General features: G+C 30.2%; 20 protein-coding genes. 8 read left to right on the top strand and 12 right to left on the bottom strand.

Annotated elements, in window-relative coordinates; all coding sequences use genetic code 11:
- Window positions 1–259 precede the first annotated feature (259 nt).
- The 7 genes from MUN68_RS16940 to MUN68_RS16910 are packed head-to-tail and all read right to left on the bottom strand — an operon-like array spanning window position 260 to window position 3,913.
- Window positions 260–658: a hypothetical protein gene (locus MUN68_RS16940; RefSeq protein ID WP_249992714.1), complete on the bottom strand. Its 399-nt coding sequence runs from the start codon at window positions 656–658 to the stop codon at window positions 260–262.
- 3 nt (window positions 659–661) lie between these two features.
- Window positions 662–1,051 carry a putative periplasmic lipoprotein gene (locus MUN68_RS16935; RefSeq protein WP_249992716.1) on the bottom strand — a complete coding sequence of 130 codons (390 nt, stop codon included), beginning with the start codon at window positions 1,049–1,051 and terminating at the stop codon, window positions 662–664.
- Window positions 1,052–1,070: 19 nt separating this feature from the next.
- Window positions 1,071–1,454 (bottom strand): hypothetical protein, encoded by a 384-nt coding sequence (locus MUN68_RS16930; RefSeq protein ID WP_249992718.1) that lies wholly within the window; start codon window positions 1,452–1,454, stop codon window positions 1,071–1,073.
- A gap of 31 nt (window positions 1,455–1,485) precedes the next feature.
- Complete coding sequence (locus MUN68_RS16925; RefSeq protein ID WP_249992719.1) at window positions 1,486–1,845, bottom strand: DUF3127 domain-containing protein; 360 nt, start codon at window positions 1,843–1,845, stop codon at window positions 1,486–1,488.
- A 10-nt stretch (window positions 1,846–1,855) separates the two neighbouring features.
- The gene (locus MUN68_RS16920; protein WP_249992721.1) at window positions 1,856–3,082 is read right to left on the bottom strand and encodes a DUF3127 domain-containing protein; all 1,227 of its coding nucleotides are present in this window, start codon (window positions 3,080–3,082) and stop codon (window positions 1,856–1,858) included.
- Between the two features lie 36 nt (window positions 3,083–3,118).
- Window positions 3,119–3,487, bottom strand: coding sequence for a hypothetical protein (locus tag MUN68_RS16915; protein WP_249992723.1), 369 nt, complete (start codon window positions 3,485–3,487; stop codon window positions 3,119–3,121).
- Between the two features lie 54 nt (window positions 3,488–3,541).
- Entirely contained in the window at window positions 3,542–3,913 is a 372-nt protein-coding gene (locus tag MUN68_RS16910) for a hypothetical protein (RefSeq protein WP_249992725.1), read from the bottom strand.
- A 105-nt stretch (window positions 3,914–4,018) separates the two neighbouring features.
- On the opposite strand from MUN68_RS16910, the gene MUN68_RS16905 reads away from it, so the two are divergent.
- Window positions 4,019–4,249, top strand: coding sequence for a helix-turn-helix domain-containing protein (locus tag MUN68_RS16905; protein ID WP_249992727.1), 231 nt, complete (start codon window positions 4,019–4,021; stop codon window positions 4,247–4,249).
- A gap of 147 nt (window positions 4,250–4,396) precedes the next feature.
- Here MUN68_RS16905 and MUN68_RS16900 read toward each other — a convergent pair whose 3' ends face one another.
- Entirely contained in the window at window positions 4,397–4,834 is a 438-nt protein-coding gene (locus MUN68_RS16900) for a JAB domain-containing protein (RefSeq protein ID WP_249992729.1), read from the bottom strand.
- Between the two features lie 226 nt (window positions 4,835–5,060).
- Window positions 5,061–5,456, bottom strand: a complete 396-nt coding sequence (locus MUN68_RS16895; protein ID WP_114677283.1) for a hypothetical protein — start codon at window positions 5,454–5,456, stop codon at window positions 5,061–5,063.
- A gap of 285 nt (window positions 5,457–5,741) precedes the next feature.
- Between MUN68_RS16895 and MUN68_RS16890 the strand changes: the two genes are divergently transcribed.
- From MUN68_RS16890 to MUN68_RS16860, 7 genes are all read left to right on the top strand, one after another.
- Window positions 5,742–6,035 carry a helix-turn-helix domain-containing protein gene (locus tag MUN68_RS16890; RefSeq protein ID WP_173279251.1) on the top strand — a complete coding sequence of 98 codons (294 nt, stop codon included), beginning with the start codon at window positions 5,742–5,744 and terminating at the stop codon, window positions 6,033–6,035.
- 4 nt (window positions 6,036–6,039) lie between these two features.
- Window positions 6,040–7,677, top strand: a complete 1,638-nt coding sequence (locus MUN68_RS16885; RefSeq protein WP_249992731.1) for a site-specific DNA-methyltransferase — start codon at window positions 6,040–6,042, stop codon at window positions 7,675–7,677.
- Between the two features lies 1 nt (window position 7,678).
- Window positions 7,679–7,993 carry a DUF4160 domain-containing protein gene (locus tag MUN68_RS16880; protein WP_249992733.1) on the top strand — a complete coding sequence of 105 codons (315 nt, stop codon included), beginning with the start codon at window positions 7,679–7,681 and terminating at the stop codon, window positions 7,991–7,993.
- The gene (locus tag MUN68_RS16875) at window positions 7,993–10,674 is read left to right on the top strand and encodes a DEAD/DEAH box helicase (RefSeq protein ID WP_249992735.1); all 2,682 of its coding nucleotides are present in this window, start codon (window positions 7,993–7,995) and stop codon (window positions 10,672–10,674) included. The genes MUN68_RS16880 and MUN68_RS16875 overlap by 1 nt, the downstream gene beginning before the upstream one ends.
- A 46-nt stretch (window positions 10,675–10,720) precedes the next feature.
- Window positions 10,721–11,614, top strand: coding sequence for a restriction endonuclease (locus tag MUN68_RS16870; RefSeq protein WP_272792387.1), 894 nt, complete (start codon window positions 10,721–10,723; stop codon window positions 11,612–11,614).
- A 368-nt stretch (window positions 11,615–11,982) separates the two neighbouring features.
- Window positions 11,983–12,315, top strand: a complete 333-nt coding sequence (locus tag MUN68_RS16865; RefSeq protein WP_249992741.1) for a type II toxin-antitoxin system RelE/ParE family toxin — start codon at window positions 11,983–11,985, stop codon at window positions 12,313–12,315.
- A gap of 13 nt (window positions 12,316–12,328) precedes the next feature.
- Entirely contained in the window at window positions 12,329–13,423 is a 1,095-nt protein-coding gene (locus MUN68_RS16860) for an ImmA/IrrE family metallo-endopeptidase (protein ID WP_249992743.1), read from the top strand.
- Between the two features lie 37 nt (window positions 13,424–13,460).
- On the opposite strand, the gene MUN68_RS16855 is transcribed toward MUN68_RS16860, so the two are convergent.
- The 3 genes from MUN68_RS16855 to MUN68_RS16845 all read right to left on the bottom strand — a co-directional run bounded on the left by MUN68_RS16855 (window position 13,461) and on the right by MUN68_RS16845 (window position 16,677).
- Window positions 13,461–14,495 carry a DUF3871 family protein gene (locus MUN68_RS16855; protein ID WP_249992745.1) on the bottom strand — a complete coding sequence of 345 codons (1,035 nt, stop codon included), beginning with the start codon at window positions 14,493–14,495 and terminating at the stop codon, window positions 13,461–13,463.
- Window positions 14,467–15,330, bottom strand: a complete 864-nt coding sequence (locus MUN68_RS16850) for an AAA family ATPase (RefSeq protein ID WP_249992747.1) — start codon at window positions 15,328–15,330, stop codon at window positions 14,467–14,469. The genes MUN68_RS16855 and MUN68_RS16850 overlap by 29 nt, the downstream gene beginning before the upstream one ends.
- Before the next feature lie 114 nt (window positions 15,331–15,444).
- Complete coding sequence (locus MUN68_RS16845) at window positions 15,445–16,677, bottom strand: site-specific integrase (RefSeq protein WP_249992749.1); 1,233 nt, start codon at window positions 16,675–16,677, stop codon at window positions 15,445–15,447.
- Window positions 16,678–16,686 lie beyond the last annotated feature (9 nt).

The raw sequence follows: 16,686 nt of genomic DNA, 5'->3' as shown, positions 1-16,686 counted from the left end.
TTTTATTCTAAAACGTATTCTACAAGCAATATTTTAATATATAATGTTAAAATAAAAAAGCCCTACATCTCTGTAAGGCTTCTATCTTATTAAGTGGTCCCACTTGGGCTCGAACCAAGGACCACCTGATTATGAGTCTGTAACTGTTATGTTTCAGATTGTTGCTTTTTGTTTCAGATGGTTGATTATCAATGATATAATTAAAAACCATTCTTTTCTTTGTTTCCTTTAGTTACCTATTATTATAAAAATGTTTGACCTATGTTTGACCCAGAATTTTAAACACTCTTAGCTTTATATCTTTCTCTATATTTAGCATCAGACTAAATTCTGGAAAACTGAAAACAGTAAATGTTTGACCTAAATCAAATTTATCTCTAATTAATAAATAATCACTTAACTTCTCTTGCAACTTACCTAAATCCTTTATATCAAAGCTATATACTATTCCAGAAAGTATATCTCCATTGTACTGTAAGATTGGATTACTGCAAAAAGAAACCCCGAATAGTGTTCTAAAATCTCCTTTTATATATTCGTAATTTTCATTCTCTAATCCATTACTAAAAGTTGATTCTAAAGCCTTAAGATTAAACTCATTTAATTCATACTGTTCTCCAATACTAAAGCGAAATTCTTTTAATAAGGAATTACACATACCTTAATTAAAAGTATATTGATATTGAAAACTCTGTTGGTTTATGCTTTCTTGATGAACATTAACGTTATCTACAGAACCATAAAAACGCATTTCAGCTTGAGATGAATCTTCAATATAAAATTCTAACTCAAAGCTTACTGTATTCTCTGGAATCTCTACACTAACTATATTTTGGGTATAGTCAAAATCTGAACTAATTGTTGACTCTGTTCCATCATCTGAAGTTAATGTCGTTGTTAAGCCTACAGATACCCAATCCTCAAGAGCACCTGTTGTAAACTGTACAATATGAGATTGACTAATTTGTTGTTCTTCTCCTTGATTGTCATCATCACTTGAGCAGGCTGTAAATGCTAAAATAGCTATTAATATTAAAAATGTATTCTTCATTCTATTAGGTTTTAGTTTATTAAAAATTATGGTTATAAGAATAATTTACTTCTGAAATAGTCTGTTCATCTATGATGTTACCTTCAGAACTAATTAACTTAATATTTACTTCTGAACCTCCTTCAATATAGAAATTCGATTCTATTTTAACTGGATTTAAATCTGTTTCTACTGTAACAGTTCTAGTATCTTCATCATAACCAACTTCTTTAAACTCAAAGGAATCTTCATATGTAATTGTATTTCCTGCTCTTACTACATAATAACTAGGCAATACACCTGTAGTATATACTAACTTATAACTGAGGTTAGCATTTGTCATTTCTGCAACCTCACTATCATCATCACTAGAACAAGCTACGAATGACAAAATCGCTATTAATGTTAAAAAGATATTCTTCATAATTTATTATTTATTGGTTAATTGATTCTTATTAAAATGGCAAGTCGTTATCTACTTCATCCAAAAAGCTAACTGGTTCTTGCTGTGTTTGTGGATTAAATGTAGGTTCTTGACTATTTACAAGCTCTATTCTCCAACCTTGAATAGCATTAAAGTATTTAGCTACACCTTCAGGATTAATCCATTCTCTACCTCTCAAATTAAGGGCTATTTTCACTTCTTGACCTACAACAAAACTATCTAGCAAATCACACTTATCTTGTATAAACTCTACTAAAATATGTTGTGGATATTGTTCTTCTGTAGTGATAACAACTTCTCGTTTTCTAAAGCCATTGCTCCCTATATTTTGAATATCATTTAAGACCTTTATTTTTCCTATTAATTCCATAGTTTTTTATTTAAAAAGGTAATGGTAAAATGTATTTATAATACAAATCCATTTCCTTTGTGTTTTTCTTTACTTTTGGTTTAGCATCTAATTTCTCTACACGCCAACCATATAAATTATGTCTATACTCATTAGTGCCTTCTGAATTTTGCAACTCTCCTCCTGTGAGTCTTGCAAATACTTTCACAAACTGACCTACACTTAAATTATCCAAGTGTTTTACCCTTCCATCCGAAAACGTTATTAGATATTCACTACAGCAAAAATCATTTATAGAAAGAACTATTTTACGCTTAGAGTAAGCTCTATTATTATTTGATTCTATATGAACATATAAATCACCAATTGTTTTAACTGTACCCTCAAACACTACAGCTTGACTGTCTTCAATAATGCTTAAGTATTTAAGTGTGTGTTTAAAATCTTCTGGATTAAGAGTTAGCTCATCAATTTTTAAAGAATAATGTGTTAGTGTTCTATTGTTATAAAAGACATCTGAAAACAATTGATATTTGTTTTTATTTTCTGCTTGATAGTCAAACCAATTTTTAAGTCTTGAAATGCTGTCTTTAACCTCATTGTAGTCTTTTATTTGCTGCTTGAAATAAGCTTCTTTCTTATGTAATATGGACAAGACGTTTAGCTTTCCGTATAGAATTTCAAACTCTTTTTTTACAGCTAATTCTACTAAGTTAAGTTTAAAAGTATTTTCTTTAAGTAGTGCAACTGTTTCACTGTAGGAGTCTTTATGCTTTTCTAACCATATTTCTATAGCATTCATATTACAAATGACTTTAGAGCAAAATGCAGTGTATTCCTTAATAGGGCAAGAGGTTTGCTTATGATTTTTATATTCTGAAGTGTTTTCTGGTTTTATTGAAAAGTGATGAAAGTTGTTGACATCGAGTTTTTCATCATAGCTTACTTCGCTACAAGATGTAGAAAATTTGTAATACTCTTTTTCATTTTCTAGGTAGGATAATGTAAAGTAATCTTTGGTTTTATCCCCAACAAAGCAAAACACTTTTTTGTCTTTATTACATTCACATATACCAATACCTTTATAAGCTTCTAAACGCGTGTTTCCAACTGTTTTAAATTCAGCAAATAACTTGTTTAGCTTTTCTATAAAACTGGTATTAGCATATTTTTTAAAAGCATTTTCTACTAAAACAGTTTCTAGTGATTTGGTATCCATAAAAGAAATATGGTTTATAAATTCTTCTTTTTGGGTCATAGTATTATTAGGTGTTATATTTTCCTGTGTTTATAATTAATTAAAAAGCATTAAAATAGGCTTTATTAAAAGCAACCATATGCTACTAATAATAATAGCACCAAGTGCTACACCTCCAAAAATTATAATAACCCTAGATATTTTACTACTTTCTCCTAATTTAATCTTTAGGAATCCCAAAAAAACAACCAGTGCTACTAGTGAATAAGGAATTGAGTCAGGATAAAAGCGATATATTATGTAAGGTAATAGTAGTAGTACTATAATTTTCAGAAACCCCTTCTCATTAAAAAACTTAGCCATCTCTTCATTTACTTCTTTGAATAAATCTTGAATAAATCTCGAAATTTTGGTTAGTTTTTCTCTATCCCACTGAAATAAAAGTTTAAATAGCTTTAAGTTCATAAAGTTAGTTTTTGTTTTCCTCTTCTTAGAGTTTCATCTTTTTACTGCTATCCATTATATGCTTATTAATAATAAAACTATTATTAAAATAGATAAGGCTATGTAAGCTATAATTGTTTTTGGGTAAGGATTGATTATATATTTAAGGACACCACTAGGAGTAACAAGAGATAGGATTTTTATAGTAACCGCTGGCACTATTAATAATCCTACAAAAAATATCAATACACTATAAATCCAGTAGAATGAGTAATACAAATTAATAGCTAAAACAATATAGCCAATCCAAGGTGTAGCTCTTAACATCAAATTAGAAAGGAAAGAACCTGTAGCCAACATCTCACCATCTTTAATTCTTGATGAAATTGAGTTATGTATCCCAAATATTATAAATGATAATGCAAATAATAAGTAATAGTAATTCATAAGTTTTATAATTTATTTAACAAACATACTTTTTTTATCATTTATGATAACCATAACAGCTTACTTAATTATCATTTTTGACAACTAGATAATGTATGTTTTAAAATGGACGATAAAGACCAACTTCAAATAGCAATTGGAAAGCGAGTTAAAATGTTAAGAGAAGAGCAAGGTATTGCTCAACAAGACCTTGCTGCCAAATGTAATATTGAAAAATCTAACTTTAGTCGTTTAGAAGCTGGAGGAACCAATCCTACTTTATACACCTTAAAAAGGATTGCCGATAATTTAGGTATCACTTTATGTGAAATTGTAAACCTAGAAGATAAAAAGTAAAATTTAGCTATTAATACTAATCTTTAGGACTTTCAAACTGTAATTTTTTGCTTAAAAAGCCTACTCTCACACTCATTCATACATAAACAAAAGACAAAAAGTCCCACTTTTTCCAATTCACTATATATAGAAATGGAAAAAAGAGAACTATTTTATCAATCCATTATCACTAAAACTATAAAAGTCATCTTTAGTTACTATTAAGTGGTCTAACAGCACTATATCTAGATAATGCCCTGCTTGTTTTAGCTTTTGTGTTAAATTCTTATCTGCTTCACTTGGCTGAAGGTTTCCTGAAGGATGATTATGTGCTATTATAATGTTTGAAGCATTGCATTTAAGAGCAACACTAAACACCAATTTTGCATCTACCACAGTAGCAGAAACACCTCCTTTAGAAAGCGGATAAACACCTAAAATCTGGTTACTCCTATTCATCATTAGTACCTTAAACTCTTCTTGTAATTCTATTGTAGAATCACTCCAACAAGCTCTTATAACATTATAAGACTGTTTACTATTACTTATTTTTAGTCTATCCCCATTATTGTTTGAATATGATACACTTATTTCGGAAATTTTCATAATGAATATTTTTGTTATTAGAAACCTCAACACCTTACAAAATTCATTTATCTACTTACACCCACCTTCAAGATTAATAATATATCCCTATAGTAATAAAGTAAACTCGCTACAGTTAGACTATCTTTTATTTATGAAGGTATAAGCAATCAAGTACAATATTGTAGGGTGTTTTATAACTCAAAAAACAAAGCCTAATCTATTTACATAGACTAGGCTTATATTTTTACTCTGCATGCTCAAGAATACCATTCTGTGAAAACACATCAGAATTAGCTATAATATTATGTTTAGGCACAAAAGTTTCTTGCTTTGGCTTTACAGCATCTTCTGTAACATAAACCCATCTGTGGGATAATGTAATTTCCTCTCCTGTTTCCTTTACAACATATTCAAAAGGCTCACAGTCTTCTTTAATGATGCTCCCTGGCATTTCTGTACCAATAAGCCCAGTACACACCTGCTCATCAAATGTTGAAGGTATATAAGCTTTCTTCGCTGTAGCATAAAAGTTTCCTGTAACTTTGCTTAATACCATTTCAATTCCTCCTTGTAGTTCCAGAACGAAGAATGAAGTTCCATCCTCCTTTTGTCTCTCTTTGTAATTTACGATTCTAACCATTTTTCTAAAAGTTTTTGAGTTGTAGTATACCACACACAGAAAATCAATTACCAACAGCATATAAAATCTCAACTATCACCTTGAATTTATTAACTCTGCCAGAAAATCTTCTTTACTATATAAAGTGGTAGGGGCATCTTTATCCCCAGAACTTAGTGGGGGTTTTGCACAAGGTATCTGGCACTCTCACAAAGCATTCAAAAAATATATTTTTCAAAAATTTTTTATAACAAAATTTCTAATTAGATTTAGACAATATTTGACAAGAACTAATTTGACTACCAAATGATACTCTCAGAATTACTAAAATCTAAAAGGGAAACTAAAAACCTATTACTGCGCGAAGTAGCTTCTATGATAGATACAGACACTGCTTTAATAAGTAAAATTGAAAAAGGAGATAGAAAACCTACTAGAGAGCAAATAGATAAATTAGCTATTGCACTAGATATTGAACATAGCAAACTTTTAAAGCTTTGGCTTAGCGAGAAAGTATATGAAGATGTAAAAGGAGAAGATGTTGCCATAGATGCCATTAAAATAGCCTTAAAAAGAATTAAAACAGAAGAAAAGAACTAACTGTATGCCAACATTAAACTGGATAGGAAAAGAAAAAGTGATAAACCATCATCAAGATGTACCCTATAAAACATTAGAACCTCAATACACTTTTACTAATGGTAAAGTGAGTAAAACCGCTACCTCACAAAATAAAATTATACATGGTGACAACCTAGAAGCTTTAAAAAGTTTATTACCAGAGTATGAAGGTAAAATAAAATGCATCTATATAGACCCTCCATACAATACAGGTAATGAAGGTTGGGTGTATAATGATAATGTAAGTGACCCAAAACTTAAAAAGTGGTTAGGACAAGTAGTAGGTAAAGAAAGTGAAGACCTATCTAGGCATGACAAATGGTTATGCATGATGTACCCAAGATTAAAGCTACTACATAAGTTATTGGCTAATGATGGGGCTATTTTTATTTCTATTGATGATAATGAACTTGCTAATTTAAAGCTGATTTGCGATGAAATTTTTGGAACAGGTAATTTTATTTCTAATATAGCTGTAGTTAATAATTTTAAAGGCAGAAGTGATGATAAGTTTATAGCATCTGCACATGAAAGTTTGTTGATTTATAAAAAAAGGGATTTTGAAACTAATGGTGTTTCATTGCCAGAAGAGTATTCCAAAGATTACAAGCTTAAAGATAACATAGGTAATTATAGATTACTAGGCTTAAGAAAAAGAGGAAGTAACTCTAGACAAATTGATAGACCCAACTTGTTTTATCCAATTTATTTTTCTGAAAAAGAAAATTTAATTAGCCTTGAAAAAACAGAGAATTCTTTAGAGATAACGCCTAAACTTTCCAATGGAGAAAATGGTAATTGGAGATGGGGAAAAGAAACATTTATAAAAAGACTAGATGAAATTGAAGTCAAAATTGTGAAAACCAGAAATGAGTATGATGTTTTCCAAAAAGACTACTTAAATAAAGATGGAGATGAAAAAAGGATTAAACCTAAATCTTTCTGGCATGGTTCGGAATTTTCAAGTGAAGCAGGGACATTACAATTAAAATCTATATTAAATAGTAAAGAGTTTCCGACTCCAAAATCAATTGATTTAATTGAATATTGTTTACAACAAGCCACAGACAAAAACTCCATCATTTTAGATTCTTTTGCAGGCTCAGGTACAACTGCTCATGCTGTATTAAATCTGAATAAACAAGATGGTGGTAATAGAAAATTCATTCTAGTTGAAATGGAAGACTATGCCAATACCATTACTTCTGAAAGAGTAAAGAGAGTAATTAATGGTTATGGAGAAGGCTCTAAAGCTATTGAAGGTACAGGAGGAGATTTTACTTACTATGAGCTAGGAGAACCTTTATTTTTAGATAATGGTTTTTTAAATGAAGACATTGCCTTAGATAAAATACTAGAATATGTTTGGTATAGTGAAGCTAAAGAACCATTTAACAAACCTAAAGAAGATTATCTATTAGGTGCTAAAAATGATACTGCTTATTATTTCTATTACCAAAAAGACAGTATCACTACTTTAGATGAAAGCTTCTTAAGGTCTATAAAAACCAAAGCTTGTCAGTACATTATTTATGCAGATAATTGTTTGCTAGACCAAAGCATCATGGATAAGTATAACATTGTATTTAAAAAGATACCTAGAGATATAACTAGATTTTAATATGGAGATATTTTCTAAAATATTAGAGCCTATATTGAATAACTATTTTTCAAGTATAGATTTCACTAATACTGAAAAAGAAAGGATTGCTACTGTTAGAAATATGCAAATTATCATTTATAGTAATGACCACAATCCTCCACATTTTCATGTAAAATCTAAAGATGGAAGTATTGATGCTAAATTTAAAATTGAAGATTGCTCCTTATTAACAGGTAAAATTTCAAATAAAGAAATAAAAAAAGTAGAGAGTTTCTATAGTGACCCAAAAACAAAAGTAATAATGCAGAAAATCTGGAATAAAAGAATAAACTAATGGAATTAAAACCATACCAACATAAAGTCATTAAAGATTTAGAGCATTTTTTGTCCTATACACAAAAAGAGGTTACACCTGCTAAAGCATTTAATCAATATTGGGAAGACAAGTTAGGTATACCCTATACCCCACAATTAGATGGTTCTTTTACAGGTATGAAACCTTATAAAGATAATGTCACAAATGCGTTACACATTGCTATAAAAGTACCTACTGCTGGTGGTAAAACATTTATTGCATGTAATGCTATACACACTATAAACAAGCATTTTTATCAAGGTAATGCAAAAGCAGTTGTCTGGTTAGTCCCTTGGTCTAATTTATTACAACAAACAGTAAAAAACCTTTCAGACTCTAATCACCCATATAGAGAGAAGTTAAATAGCCTATTTGGTAACAGAGTTGAAGTGTATGAAAAAGACCAACTCTTACAAGGTGCGAATTTCAACCCTACTTCTGTAACAGAACAGCTTAATATTTTTGTGTTCAATTTTAGTAGTTTACGTATAAATTCGAGAAAGAAAGATGACAGAAAAGTGTTTCAAGAAAATGGTGCTTTAGAGTCTTTTAGAAACACTATTGTAGATAAAGACCTTGTGTTACCAGATACAGATGAAACTGCTTTAATTAATGTTATAAGAAGCCTCAGCCCTATTGTAATTGTAGATGAGAGCCATAATGCTGAAAGTGATTTAAGTGTTGAAATGCTGAACAATTTAAACCCTTCTTTAGTTTTAGATTTAACCGCTACACCAAAAGAAAACAGTAATATTATTTCATTTGTAAATGCATTGGCTCTTAAAAAGGAAAGTATGGTAAAGCTTCCTGTTGTGGTTTATAATCATCATAAAAAAGAAGAGGTTATAACTAGTGCATTGCACCTACAAAGACAGTTAGAACTACTAGCTATTGAAGAAGAGAAGCTAACAGGAAAATATATAAGACCTATAGTATTATTCCAAGCTCAATCTAACATTAAAGGGAAGAAAAATACAACTTTTCAGAAGATTAAGGAGCAGCTAATAAAGATTAAGATTCCAGAGGAACAAATAAAAATAAAAACTAGTGGTATTGATGAGCTAAAAGGTATTGACCTTATGGCTAAGGACTGTCCTGTAAAATATATTATTACAGTAAATGCCTTAAAAGAAGGTTGGGATTGCCCTAATGCTTACATATTAGCTTCATTGGCAGATAAGTCTTCTCCTGTTGAAGTTGAACAAATTTTAGGTAGAGTTTTAAGACAGCCTTATGTAGTTAAACATAAAGAAGCATTATTAAACATGTCTTTTGTTTTAACAGCTTCAGCAAAGTTCAATGAAACTTTAGATAGTATTGTTAAAGGTTTACAAGAATCTGGTTTTAGTAAAGATGATTATTATGCAGAAGAAGCACCTGAAGAAGAATTAACTCCAAATGAAATACTTACAGATAACTTATTTTCAGAAGAACCTAAACCTGATGACTATGTTAAATCTGATGAAGATTTTGATGTAGAAGCTGTAGAGTTTAATCCAGAGGAAGAAGTCACATTAGATACTATTAGTCAACAAAACACTTTAGTATCTCATATTACAGAAAAGGCAAAAGTTGAAGGACAAACCTTTGAACAAAAAGTAAATGATATTGAGATTGATGATACTACTTCTATTTTTACAGATATTATGAAAACTGCACCTAAAGTTTATAAACTAGACTCCCAATTTAAAGAGGTTGCAACTACTATTAAATTACCTCAATTCTTTAAAAAAGTGGAAGAAGGGGAACTTGGAGAGGTTAGCCTGTTTGAGGAATTAAATTCTGAAGACCAATACCTAAACAAGGTGAGTTTATTAGATGGTTTCAAGCTATCTAATTACAGTACACAAGTTACTTTTGATGATATTTCTAAAGAGATATACGCAGTAGATTTTAATGAGCAAAAAAAGACTGCTACTGCTCAAAAAGTAAGTAAAAGAGCTAAGGATATTCTTGTAGATACAATTCTTTCTAAACCTAAAGAATCACAAGTAAATCAAATTAGTAGTATTCTAGTATCTAAGCTTGGAGATATGACACCTATATCTCAGCAAGAACTTCAAAAGTATGTTAGTCGGGTTTTTGACAACCTATCTAGTGAGCAAATTAGAGATATAGTAGATAATGATTTTATTTATGTAAAAAAGATTAGAGATAAAATTAATGAACTAACTGACACTTATGCTAAAGAGCGCTTTAAAGTACTTATAGATAGTAATAAGATTATTGTAAAAGACAATTTTGAATTCCCTGAAACATTAACCTTTTTAAATCCTAGTACTACTATTGGTAAATCTCTATATGATAGAGAAGCTAGTATGAACAATTATGAGCAAAAAATGATTATGGAGGTTGCTTCACTTGAAAACATAGTCTTTTGGCATAGAAACCTCGAAAGAGGTAAAGGGTTTGCTCTAAATGGGTTTAGTTCTAACCACTATCCAGACTTTATCCTTTATACAAAAAAAGGAAACATCATACTATTAGAAACCAAAGGAGATGTGTATGATAATGATGATAGTAGAAATAAAAATATTTTAGGTAAGACTTGGGCTGAAAAAGCAGGAGATAACTTTAAATACTTTATGGTATTTGAATCTAAACAGGTTGAAAATACTTATACAGCTAGAAGTGTAATTGAAGTATTAAAAGGATTATAAAATGAATGCAGATTTAAAAACACAAATACCAGATTTCCAAACAATAATGCTTCCTATGCTTAAATTATTAGCAGATGGTCAACCTAAATCGCTTAATGATGTAATGACATTACTTTCTAGTCATTTTAATTTGACTCAAAACCACTTAAAGATTAAAGTTCCTAGTGGTCAAATGGGGCTATTTAGAAATCGTGTAGGTTGGACAAGAAGCTATTTAAAAAATGCGGGGTTAATTCATTATCCAAGTAGAGGAATATATCAAGTTACAGACTTTGGTAAGGATTACTTGAAAACTAATCCAACAGATTTAAGAATAAAGCATTTAAAAAAAATGCCTAAATATAAAGAATGGACTGACACATTTAATCAAGACCAGCCTGACTTGGTAGATAACACTTTAACTAAAGATATTGTTAGTAAAACTCCCGAAGAGATTTTAGCGAACACAGTTACTCAACTAAATAAACAGTTAGCCACAGAAGTATTAGATAAGCTGAAAGAAAATACGTTTGGATATTTTGAAAGCTTTGTAATTTCCTTATTACAAAAAATGGGGTATGGTGAGTTTAGAGAAGATTCAGGTACAGTTACAGGAGGAACAGGAGATAATGGTATAGATGGTATTATCTACCAAGACAGGTTGGGTCTAGAAAGCGTATATATACAAGCAAAACGATTCACTACAGGAACTGTAGGCTCTCCTGACATAAGAAACTTCATAGGTTCATTGGCTCTTCAAGGAGTAAATAAAGGTGTGTTCTTAACTACATCCAAATTTTCAGATAGTGCTATGAAAACTGCCCAAGACAGTAAACAACAAAAAATCATTTTAATAAATGGTCAAGAGTTATCGAAACTTGCCATAGAATACAATTTAGGCGTTCAAGAAGATAATACTATCGTTATCAAGAAAATTGATTTAGATTATTTTGAAGAGTAATTTATGTTTAACAATGAATGGTATTCTATTTATATTCCAAATGCTAAAAGACAAAATAGATGGGGTTTTAATGGCTCTATAGCAAAGGACAATGTTAGAAACCTTTACACTAATAAGTCAATAGCCCACACGAAGAAAAAGGGAGCTGCAAACCCAATTAAATATTTTTTATAGATAATGCAACTCACTAAAACAGATTTCATACAATACTTAAATTGCCCAGAATTATTAAGACTACTTAAAAACAAGCTTGAAATTTACCTTAAAGGAAAGATGTGAACGATTAACTTTAATTATTGAAAATTGAGTTATCAACAAAATTTAAATTTTAATTAACACCTTCTGTTAACAAAAAAATCTATATTTGCATGAAGATTACGTTTGATAATAACAAATTAAAAAAGTATGCTAACAATGATAGCTTAGCAGAAAGAAAATTAGGAAAGCGAGAAGCAGAGCTGTTTAAGCAAAGACTTGATGACTTAACAGCAGCCAAAAACTTAGAAGATGTTAGATATTTACCAGGAAAGTATCATGAATTAATTGGAAATAGAAAAGGACAATGGGCTTGTAATTTAGTTCATCCTTATAGATTAATTTTTGAACCCCATGAAGACCCAATCCCTGAAAATGAGGATGGTCAATATCTTTGGATTGAGATAAAGGGGGTTGAAGTAATTGAAATTGAAGATTATCACTAACAAAAAAAAAAAAATGGCAACAATTAACGAATATTATCCGCAGTCTGTTTCACACCCAGGAACTACTTTGTCAGAAATATTATCTGAAAAAAAAATGGGAGCAAAGGAGTTTGCAGTAAGAACAGGTAAGCCTGAGAAAACAATATCAGATGTACTAAATGGTAAGAGTAGTATAACTCCTGAAATGGCTATTCTATTTGAACAAGTTTTGAAAATTCCTGCACACTTTTGGATTAACAGACAAAAAAATTATGATGAATACTTTGCTAGAATAGAGTATCAAAAGACTATTGAAGAGGGAATAGAATGGTCTAGACAATTTCCCTATGCAAAGATGGCTTCATTAGGCTGGATTGAACCAACATTAAAAAAAGAAGCAAAAGTTATTAATTTATATGATTACTTCGAGGTTTCTAATACCAAAGGGTACCATGACTTTTATTATAATCAGAAACTTTTAGTTAATTTTAGAATTTCATTAAAAAATAATGAAAATGCAGGAGCAATAGCAGCTTGGTTAAGACAAGGTGAAATTCAAGCAAAAAAATTAGTAGTTACTGAATTTAGTAAAAACGGCTTAAATAAGGTTTTACCAGAACTAAAGAAAATAATGGCTATACAGCCTATTGATTTCTTTGCCCAAATACAAGAACTTTGTAAAAGTATTGGTCTTAAGGTTGTTCATACACCTTGCCTACCTAAAGCTCCTATTCATGGTTCTACTAGATGGCTCGGCAACACACCTTTAGTACAATTAAGTGGTAGATACAGAAGAAATGATATTTTTTGGTTTACTTTTTTCCACGAGATTGGTCATATCTTACTACATGGTAAAAAATATATATCAATAGAGAATATTGAATATGATGGTGAAAACCAAGTTTATGAATATGAAGCAAATGAATTCTCTGCAAATATCCTTTTAACCAAAGCTGAAGAACAAGAAATAATAAAAAATCAAAGATTAAGTGAAAAAGACATAATTTCTTATGCAAAAAAATTCAAAACTCATCCTGCTGTCATTATAGGAAGGCTACAGCACTTAAAACTAGTCCCTTTTGGAATGGGTAATCATTTATGTAAACCTATTGATTTTACAGTCAAATAAGATAAAAAACACCCTGTAATTAAACAGGGTGCATCACTCAACTCAAAAACCAATGATGTTTAGAATCACCATTGATAGCATTAGCCAACCCTTGAGTAAAATCAAAGGCATTGACATTTCTTGATAGAAAAGAGTCTATGTAAGAGCTCTTATTAGCTCCTGTGAATAGATTATATACATTCCAAAGGTTAATATCGCCATTCTCGTTTCTACAAAAGCTATCATCTAAATAATAGTCTTTAGCTACTGTAGAAATTTGTCCATCATTAAGCATTAATTCTGGAATTAGAGTCTTTTCCTCTTTAGGTAAAAAGTTATATAATCTTGCTCTACCTATAAGCTGAGCAAATTGCTGTTCAGTTAAATTATGCTGAGATAATTGCTTCATTTCCTGTAAATGAGTTTGTGCATTATAATTCTCAATTAAGTCCATGATTTTAGACTGTAATTCAGAATAGTTCCCTACTCGCATTTCATCTTGATAACCATCTGTAGAAATACATAGATTACAACACACCATATTTTTAAACCCAATAAAGAATTTAAATTTCTCATAAGATTTCCTGTTATACAGGTTTTCTTGGTTGTAAGCTCTAACACCTCCAACTGTTAATGATACATCATGACCATTTATGTTTTCTGTAATAGATGGAATTCTAATGATAAATGCCATTCTTTCAAAATACTGGGTTTTCTCATGCTCTAAAAGCTCTTTTACTGGCTTGTAAATAGCATCAGCAGTTCTGCCTTTAATTTGATGAGAAACTCTAACCTCTGGAACTTCTATTGTATGATGTAAAAACACCTTACCAACACAGTCTTGAGCTATCTCTATAAACTCTTGATGCGCTAAAGTCTTTTCATTATCTTTACTGAACACAGGAATGATACAATCCTGTTTTAAAGTAGAAAGGCTAACCTCTTTTGTGTTCGCCTCTATAAATGGGTTATGTTGATATACTTTATTTTTTGAAGGTATTTGCAAAGGATACACAATTTCAGGAATACCTTCAGGATAATTAAATACTCCATTACGTTGCTTGTTAAGCTCTGTTACTGATACTATTTCCATTTTGACTAAAATTTTGTGGGTTAACTAATTTTTCTAATAAATCTTTTTTAGCTTGATACAAAGCTTTTAATGGCAACTGAAAACTAGGATATTCTTTATACAGTTCCATTAACTGACTAACAGACAAACACTCTTCTATTCGCTGTTTTACATCTTCTTCTTTTACAGGTGAAGTACACCATTCTAAAATCCGTTTACCTGTAGAAGTATTTATCATAAATTCTGGTCTACCTGAAAACAGATTAGTTCTGTCTTTACTCGCTATTGCAAAGTGCTTAATATCTATATCAAATACTATAGTAAATTCATAAGAAACATCATCTCGTTGTACAGCTTTAAGACCAACTTTTTCAGGAACATATTTTCCATCTTTTTGTTGTAGTACATAATCCTGTTTTGTTCTCATTGTAGCTATAACATGTGCATCACATTGTAAAATCTTATTGATAAATGCTTTTTGTCTTGGTGTAACTTTGTTCCAATTAGCAAATGAATTACCTGGTAGTTTTGAATGATAATCTAAAAGCTCATCCCATACTTGAGAGATGGAATCTAAAATTATCACTTCCATCCCTGCCTTTTCACAAACAATGATTGCTTCTATGAATTTCTCTGGTGTATAAGGTGGTTGTAATGGCAATACATTGTAGTTGCCTAAATGAGCATAAAGGTCTGCTGAACCATTCTCTGTATCTATTACAGCCACTTTATCTAGTTGGTCATTAGTTAGCCCTTTAGCAAGTAAAAGAGAGCTTAAACTCTTGCCTGAACCTGATGAACCTTGTAGAGCCATTTTAATTTTTGCTTGTTGCCTTTCTGATTTTCGTAATTGCATAATTTTATGTTTTTGAAGGTTAATATTAATTTGAATTATTTTTAAGTTGAATCTGAATAGATTCAGTACATAATGAAAAAGACCCTCATAAAATGAGAGTCTTTTCATATAGTTTTAAGATGCATATTGTAATATGGGTTCTTCTAAAAGTTTTGACATTGCGTCATCAATAATGTCATCTTTAAATTCTTTAAGGTAAGCTTGTGTTATACTAACATCAGCATGCCCCATAGACTTCCCAATAACATCAGTTGAAATACCTGCAAACTTTAAGTTAGTAGCAAAGCTGTGTCTGATAACATAAGATGTTACATTTTGTTCCAATCCTTGAATTTCAGCTATCTCTTTGAGTTGCTTATTAAATCGTCTTAATGTTTTATGCTTCCTATTGTCTATTTGTATTGGTGTTAAGTCTTCTTTTAGTAAAATTGGAAACACATATTTTGTTGGTCTATTCTGAGCTTTGTAATAAGCTATAATTTGCTTTACAGGCTCTAACATTTTAACTGTAAACTTACCTTTGGTTTTAGAACGTATATATTGAATTCTATCACCTTGAATATTATCCCATTTCAATTTCATCATATCAACAAAGTTCATTCCTCCCATGTAATAGCTAAAAACCAAGTAGTTCTTAGTGTTAATTAAATGCGGATATTTCTGGGTATCAACAGCTTCCATCAACTTCATTTCATCTCTAATCAATGCTTTTTTAACCCCTTTAGCTTTAAACTTTGAAATTTTATAAATCTTAAACGGATAGTATTTTTCATCTACAATTCCACTTTTAATAGCATAGTTATATAAAGCTCTAATAGTTCTCATTTTTATACCAATACCTCCATTGGAATTATTATTACTCCTTAAAAAGGTTTCATACTTATCTAGAAAAGCTGGTGTGACTTCTCTAAACACAATGTTTTTGTTCTTATGGAATTTAAAAAATGAGTTATAAGTGTCTTTATATGGTTTTGAATTACCTATCCTTCCAGCTTTTATAAAATCATTTATTTTTTCTTTCCAAAATTCGGAGACAGTTACACTGGAAGATTTACGCCCCCTAAACTTGGTTTCAAATTGATTTAAAGTAAAGTCAATGTCATCTAAAGCAAATTCATCAATTATTTTTAATGCTTTTTCTTGTAGCTTTAATAACACTCTATTTCTCTGTGAGGCGTTAGCATATGTTTTTTTAAACTCGTTCTTTTTAGAATCCCAATCTTCCTTTTCACAAAGCATCCCTAAAGAGATTAGCTTAGACTTTCTATCTTTAACTATTCTTAGTATTACTGGAAATTCGTTTTTCTTATTAGGTTTACTTCTTAAGGTTATATTAATACTTGCCATAATTATGAT

Source organism: Psychroserpens ponticola (assembly GCF_023556315.2).
In the GTDB taxonomy this organism is placed as follows: domain Bacteria; phylum Bacteroidota; class Bacteroidia; order Flavobacteriales; family Flavobacteriaceae; genus Psychroserpens; species Psychroserpens ponticola.
This window is presented reverse-complemented; position numbering and strand designations above follow the sequence as displayed.

Coding starts and splice junctions, on each gene's coding strand:
- MUN68_RS16940 (WP_249992714.1), bottom strand. CDS start 658: ATGTGTAATTCCTTATTAAAAGAATTTCGCTTTAGTATTGGAGAACAG.
- MUN68_RS16935 (WP_249992716.1), bottom strand. CDS start 1,051: ATGAAGAATACATTTTTAATATTAATAGCTATTTTAGCATTTACAGCC.
- MUN68_RS16930 (WP_249992718.1), bottom strand. CDS start 1,454: ATGAAGAATATCTTTTTAACATTAATAGCGATTTTGTCATTCGTAGCT.
- MUN68_RS16925 (WP_249992719.1), bottom strand. CDS start 1,845: ATGGAATTAATAGGAAAAATAAAGGTCTTAAATGATATTCAAAATATA.
- MUN68_RS16920 (WP_249992721.1), bottom strand. CDS start 3,082: ATGACCCAAAAAGAAGAATTTATAAACCATATTTCTTTTATGGATACC.
- MUN68_RS16915 (WP_249992723.1), bottom strand. CDS start 3,487: ATGAACTTAAAGCTATTTAAACTTTTATTTCAGTGGGATAGAGAAAAA.
- MUN68_RS16910 (WP_249992725.1), bottom strand. CDS start 3,913: ATGAATTACTATTACTTATTATTTGCATTATCATTTATAATATTTGGG.
- MUN68_RS16905 (WP_249992727.1), top strand. CDS start 4,019: ATGGACGATAAAGACCAACTTCAAATAGCAATTGGAAAGCGAGTTAAA.
- MUN68_RS16900 (WP_249992729.1), bottom strand. CDS start 4,834: ATGAAAATTTCCGAAATAAGTGTATCATATTCAAACAATAATGGGGAT.
- MUN68_RS16895 (WP_114677283.1), bottom strand. CDS start 5,456: ATGGTTAGAATCGTAAATTACAAAGAGAGACAAAAGGAGGATGGAACT.
- MUN68_RS16890 (WP_173279251.1), top strand. CDS start 5,742: ATGATACTCTCAGAATTACTAAAATCTAAAAGGGAAACTAAAAACCTA.
- MUN68_RS16885 (WP_249992731.1), top strand. CDS start 6,040: ATGCCAACATTAAACTGGATAGGAAAAGAAAAAGTGATAAACCATCAT.
- MUN68_RS16880 (WP_249992733.1), top strand. CDS start 7,679: ATGGAGATATTTTCTAAAATATTAGAGCCTATATTGAATAACTATTTT.
- MUN68_RS16875 (WP_249992735.1), top strand. CDS start 7,993: ATGGAATTAAAACCATACCAACATAAAGTCATTAAAGATTTAGAGCAT.
- MUN68_RS16870 (WP_272792387.1), top strand. CDS start 10,721: ATGCTTCCTATGCTTAAATTATTAGCAGATGGTCAACCTAAATCGCTT.
- MUN68_RS16865 (WP_249992741.1), top strand. CDS start 11,983: ATGAAGATTACGTTTGATAATAACAAATTAAAAAAGTATGCTAACAAT.
- MUN68_RS16860 (WP_249992743.1), top strand. CDS start 12,329: ATGGCAACAATTAACGAATATTATCCGCAGTCTGTTTCACACCCAGGA.
- MUN68_RS16855 (WP_249992745.1), bottom strand. CDS start 14,495: ATGGAAATAGTATCAGTAACAGAGCTTAACAAGCAACGTAATGGAGTA.
- MUN68_RS16850 (WP_249992747.1), bottom strand. CDS start 15,330: ATGCAATTACGAAAATCAGAAAGGCAACAAGCAAAAATTAAAATGGCT.
- MUN68_RS16845 (WP_249992749.1), bottom strand. CDS start 16,677: ATGGCAAGTATTAATATAACCTTAAGAAGTAAACCTAATAAGAAAAAC.